Here is a 5,354-nt window from a genome sequence, read left to right on the forward strand (position 1 = left end):
GTACCTATCTCGAGTGGCTGGGCGCGTCGTACGAAGAGGCGCTGGACTTCGACTGGCGCAAGATCCTGCATCCCGAGGACCTGCCGCGGATCCTGAAGGAACAGGTGGCCGGCGAAGGCTCGCGCGAGCTCTTCACCCTGGAAGCCCGCTACCGCGTGGCTTCGGGCGAGTACCGCTGGATCCGTTCGGTGTCCCAGCCGCGCTACACGCCCGACGATGAGTTCGACGGCTTCATCGGGGTGGGCTACGACGTCACCGAGGCCAAGCGCGCCGAGGCCGACCTCAAGCGCATCAACGACATCCTGGCCGAGCGCGTCGAGGCGGCGCTCGCCGACCGCGACCGCGCGGAGGCCGCCCTCCGCCGCGCCCAGAAGCTGGAGGCTGTAGGCCAGCTCACGGGCGGCGTCGCCCACGACTTCAACAACCTGCTCACCGTCGTCATCGGCGCGCTCGACCTGATGCAGCGCCACCCCGACGACGCCGCCCGCCGCGACCGCATGATCGAGGCGGCGCTGGGCGCCGCCCGCCGCGGCGAGCGCCTGACCCAGCAGTTGCTGGCCTTCTCCCGCCGGCAGGCGCTGAAGCCCGAGCCGGTGCGCGTCGACGCCCTTCTCGCCGAGGCCGAGCCCCTGCTGCGCCGCGCGGTCGGGGAGGCGGTCAGCCTGGTGATCTCGCCCAACGCCCCCGACGCCGTGGTCAATGTCGATCCGGGCCAGTTCGAGGCCGCGGTGATGAACCTGGTCGTCAACGCCCGCGACGCCACGCCGGCCGGCGGTATGATCCGGGTCGAGACCCAGCCCGTCCGCCTGGACGCCGGCCAGGTCGAGGAGCTGGAGGCCGGCGAGTATCTCTGCGTCGCGGTGCACGACACCGGCTGCGGCATGGACGCCGAGACGGCGGCGCGCGTCTTCGAGCCGTTCTTCACCACCAAGGCGCCGGGCCGCGGCACCGGTCTCGGCCTTTCCCAGGTCTACGGCTTCGCCCGCCAGAGCGGCGGGGCGGCCTCGATCGACAGCGCCCCGGGCAAGGGTGCGAGCGTCCACTTCTACCTGCCGCTCAGCAAGGCGCCGGCCGCGTCCGCCGAGTGGACCGAGGCCGAACCCAAGGCCGCGGCGGGCGCGGCGCTTCGCGTGCTGTTGGCCGAGGACGACGTCCAGGTCGGCGACCTCGTGGAGGCCTTGCTGGCGGACCTCGGGCATCAGGTGGTGCGCACCCCCGACGCCGCGGCGGCTCTCGCCGTCCTGAAGGGCGACGCTCCCGTCGACCTGCTGCTCACCGACCTGATCATGCCGGGCGACATGAACGGAGTGGACTTGGCCCGCGAAGCCGTCCGCCTGCGGCCGCACCTGCCCGTGATCCTGTCGTCGGGGTACACCGGCGAGACTCTCAACGCCGCCGAGGGCGCGCCCTGGCCGCTGCTGCGCAAGCCGTATGGCGCAGAGCAGCTCGCGCACGCCATCGCCGAGGTGACCGCCGATACAGCCAAGCCGCGCTAAACGGCGCTGTGAGGAATCCTGCCCTTGCGCCTCCTCACGACGGCGCTATATGTGTTTAGTCAGTTTTGCTCGAAATGAGCATAAGAGTGCGCTGCGCCTGGGGACCTTCCCCGGCGCCTTTTTAAAGGCCTCAGTAATGCTCACTTTGAGCATAAGGGAGGGTGAAATGGCCGCCGACGGTTTCCAGTTCGACTTCACGCCCGAGGTCGAGGCTCAGACCCTTCCCGCCTGGGAAAAGGTGAAGCGGCACGTCACGCCCATGGAGTGGCGCAAGCAGGCTCCGCTGATCGCCGAGATCAACCGGCTGAAGCGCGAGAAGGGCGCCGTCATCCTGGCCCACAACTACATGACGCCCGAGATTTTTCACGGCGTCGGCGACTTTGTGGGGGACAGCCTGGCGCTGGCCAAGGAAGCCGCCCGCTCCGACGCCAAGGTGATCGTCCAGGCCGGCGTTCACTTCATGGCTGAGACGTCCAAGATCCTGTCGCCCGAGAAGCGCGTCCTCATCCCCGACCTCCTGGCCGGCTGCAGCCTGGCGAGTTCGATCACCGGCGCCGACGTGCGGCTGATCAAGCAGCGCTATCCGGGCCTTCCGGTGGTCACCTATGTGAACACGACCGCCGACGTGAAGGCCGAGACCGACATCTGCTGCACCTCGGCCAACGCCGTGCAGGTGGTGGAGGAGGCCGCGCGCCAGTGGGGCGTCGACCGGGTGATCCTGATCCCCGACGAATTCCTGGCCCGCAACGTCGCCCGCCAGACCCACATCGGCATCATCGCCTGGCAGGGCCGTTGCGAGGTGCACGAGCGCTTCACGGCCGAGGACATCCTCGAGCTCAAGGCGGCCTATCCGGGCGCCGAGGTCCTGGCCCACCCGGAATGCCCGGCCGAGGTGCTGGAGGTGTCCGACTTCGCCGGCTCGACGGCGGCGATGAACGACTACGTCCTGCAGCGGAAGCCCCGTCAGGTGGTGCTGATCACCGAATGCTCGATGGCCGACAACGTCGCCGCCGACGCGGTCGACACCGAGTTCGTCCGGCCCTGCAACCTTTGCCCGCACATGAAGCGGATCAGCCTCGAGAACATCTACGAGGCCCTGCTGCACGACCGCTACGAGGTGACGGTGGACCCGGCCATCGCCGAGCGCGCCCGGCTCGCCGTCCAGCGCATGGTCGACCTGCCGCCGCCGGCTGTCCCCGCCCGCTACGACCTCGTGAAGGCCCGCCATCACGTCGACGTGGAGCTGATCTGATGGCCGACCGTATCCGCCACGACGGCGTCGTCGTGGTGGGCGCGGGCCTGGCTGGCCTAACCGCCGCCTTGGCCGCCGCGCCTGCCCGCGTCCTGGTGCTGACCGAAGCCCCGCTGAACCAGGGCTGCTCGTCCGCCTGGGCGCAAGGCGGCATGGCCGCGGCGCTGTCGGCCGACGATGCGCCCGCCCTGCACGCCGCCGACACCGTGGCCGCGGGCGCGGGTCTCGTCGACGAAGCCATGGCTCGCCTGCTGGCCGAGGAAGGTCCCGCCGCCGTCCGCGCGCTGGCCGACCTCGGCGCGCCGTTCGACCGCACGCCGGACGGCGCCTTCGCCCAGAGCCTCGAGGCCGCCCATGGCAGGGCCCGGGTGGCGCGCGTGAAGGGCGACCAGGCCGGCCGCGCAATCATGGAGGCGGTGACCGTCGCCGCCCTCGCCGCGCCGCACGTCCAGGTCCGCACGGGCGCCAGGCTCACCGGCCTGCTCCAGGATCGCTCCGGCCGCATTCGGGGCGTTCTGGCCGAGATCGACGGCCGCCCGACCGAGATCGCCGCCAACGCCGTCGTCCTCGCCACAGGCGGGATCGGGGGCCTCTATGGCGTCACCACCACGCCCGCCGAGCTGAAGGGGGAAGGCCTGGGCCTGGCGGCCCTGGCCGGCGCGACCCTCGCCGACCCCGAGTTCGTCCAGTTCCACCCGACGGCCATCGACATCGCCCGCGATCCGGCCCCGCTCGCCACCGAGGCCTTGCGCGGCGAAGGCGCGGTGCTGGTGAATGCGGAAGGCGAGCGGTTCATGGCCGGCTACCATCCCGCCGGCGAGCTCGCGCCCCGCGACGTCGTCGCCCGCGCCATCCACGCCGAGCGCGCGGCGGGTCGCGGCGCCTTCCTGGACGCGCGTCAGGCCGTGGGCGACCACTTCCCTGACGAATTCCCCACCGTCTTCGCCGCCTGCCTCTCGGGCGGGGTCGACCCGCGCAAGCAGCTGATCCCCGTCGCGCCGGCCTGCCACTACCACATGGGCGGGATCGCCACCGACGCGGAGGGCGCGTCCTCGCTCCCCGGCCTGTTCGCCGCCGGCGAGTGCGCCTCCACCGGCGTTCATGGCGCCAACCGCCTGGCGTCCAACTCGCTGCTGGAAGCCGCCGTCTTCGGCGCCCGCGCCGGCCGCGCCGCCGCCGTCCAGGCGGCGACCACGGGTCCGTATGAGACGGTCACCGCCGCCGAGCTCCCGCCGGAAGGCCTGAAGGCGCTCCGCGAGGCCATGAGCCGGCACGCCGGCGTGGTCCGCGACGCGGGCGGCCTGTCGCGCCTGCTGCACCTGATCGACGGCCTGGAGGCTGCCTACGGCCGCAGCGCGCCCCTGGTCGCCGCGCGCCTGGTCGCCGCCTGCGCCTGGACCCGCCAGGAGAGCCGCGGCGGTCACTTCCGCGCCGACTTCCCTGCCGAGGCCGAGCCGGCCCGCACCTTCGTCACCCTCGCGGAGGTGGACCGCCCGGGCCTGAGGTTCGCCGCCGAATGATCGAAGCTCTTCCCGACCTGCTGATCCAGCCGGTCGTCCGCAGCGCGCTCGCCGAAGACCTCGGCCGCGCCGGCGACGTCACCGCCCAGGCGTGCATCCCAGCCGACGCCGAGCTCGCCTGCACGTTCGGCGTCCGCCACGACGGCGTCGTCGCCGGCCTGGTCTGCGCCCGGCTCGCTCTGGCCGAGCTCGACCCGGCCGCGACCTTCGACCAGCGCGCCGCTGACGGCGATCACGTGCGGGCCGGGACCGTCGTCGCTGAGGTCCGCGGAAACGCCCGCGCGATCCTGTCGGCCGAGCGGACGGCGCTGAACCTGTTGGGCCGGCTGAGCGGCGTCGCCACGCTCACCCGCCAGTACGTCGACGCCGTCGCCGGAACCCGCGCCCGCATCACCGACACCCGCAAGACCACGCCGGGCCTGCGCCAGCTCGAGAAGTACGCGGTCCGCTGCGGCGGCGGGGTGAACCACCGCTTCGGCCTGGATGACGCGATCCTGATCAAGGACAATCACGTCGCCGCCTGCGGCTCGGTCGGAGAGGCGGTGCGGCGGGCCAAGGCGTACGCCGGCCACCTGATGAAGGTCGAGGTCGAGATCGACAGCCTGGCCCAGCTGGACGAGGCCCTGGCCGAACGTCCCGACGTCATCATGCTCGACAACTTCAGCCTGGATGACCTGACCCAAGCTGTCCGCACGGTGGCCGGCCGCGTCGTCCTCGAGGCCTCCGGCGGCGTGAACCTCGACACCGTACGGGCCATCGCCGAAACGGGCGTCGACGTGATCAGCGTCGGCGCCCTCACCCACTCGGCCAAGGTGCTCGACATCGGCCTCGACGCAGCCTGAAGTTCGGAACCGCCCCCGGGCGGCGGGGTTCACCCTTCCAACAAGGAGGCGAACCCATGGCTTCGAAAGCTCCCCCGATCCCGCCCGAACAGCGCTCGCACCCCGGCGAGAAGCCCGACGTGGCCGGTGAAGACATCGGCCGGCGCGACGCGATCACCGGCAACCAGTCCAGCCAGCCTGGCGATGACGACGTGAACATCGACCAGCAGGGCCGCCAGGGCGGCATCAACCAGAACACCCATCA

The 5,354-nt window shown here is 71.8% G+C and carries 5 protein-coding genes; all 5 read left to right on the forward strand.

Translation table 11 applies throughout. The features are described 5' to 3' along the window. The coding region (locus RIF93_RS18350; RefSeq protein ID WP_309092895.1) for an ATP-binding protein at positions 1–1,496 on the forward strand (1,496 nt) is incomplete at its 5' end. A 136-nt stretch (positions 1,497–1,632) separates the two neighbouring features. Continuing rightward, positions 1,633–2,748: a quinolinate synthase NadA gene (gene nadA, locus RIF93_RS18355; RefSeq protein ID WP_309092896.1), complete on the forward strand. Its 1,116-nt coding sequence runs from the start codon at positions 1,633–1,635 to the stop codon at positions 2,746–2,748. Next, a complete protein-coding gene (locus RIF93_RS18360) occupies positions 2,748–4,268 on the forward strand; it encodes an L-aspartate oxidase (RefSeq protein WP_375163894.1) in 1,521 nt (506 codons plus the stop codon). Before nadA ends, RIF93_RS18360 begins: the two co-directional genes overlap by 1 nt. Continuing rightward, positions 4,265–5,110, forward strand: coding sequence for a carboxylating nicotinate-nucleotide diphosphorylase (gene nadC / locus RIF93_RS18365; RefSeq protein ID WP_309092897.1), 846 nt, complete (start codon positions 4,265–4,267; stop codon positions 5,108–5,110). The genes RIF93_RS18360 and nadC overlap by 4 nt, the downstream gene beginning before the upstream one ends. 56 nt (positions 5,111–5,166) lie before the next feature. Continuing rightward, a partial coding sequence (locus tag RIF93_RS18370; protein ID WP_309092898.1) for a hypothetical protein occupies positions 5,167–5,354 on the forward strand: 188 nt, incomplete at its 3' end.

This window comes from Phenylobacterium sp. (assembly GCF_031181185.1).
Lineage (GTDB): Bacteria > Pseudomonadota > Alphaproteobacteria > Caulobacterales > Caulobacteraceae > Phenylobacterium.

Excerpts from the sequence above, each read along its gene's own strand:
- nadC (WP_309092897.1), top strand. The coding sequence starts at position 4,265 with ATGATCGAAGCTCTTCCCGACCTGCTGATCCAGCCGGTCGTCCGCAGC.
- RIF93_RS18360 (WP_375163894.1), top strand. The coding sequence starts at position 2,748 with ATGGCCGACCGTATCCGCCACGACGGCGTCGTCGTGGTGGGCGCGGGC.
- nadA (WP_309092896.1), top strand. The coding sequence starts at position 1,633 with ATGCTCACTTTGAGCATAAGGGAGGGTGAAATGGCCGCCGACGGTTTC.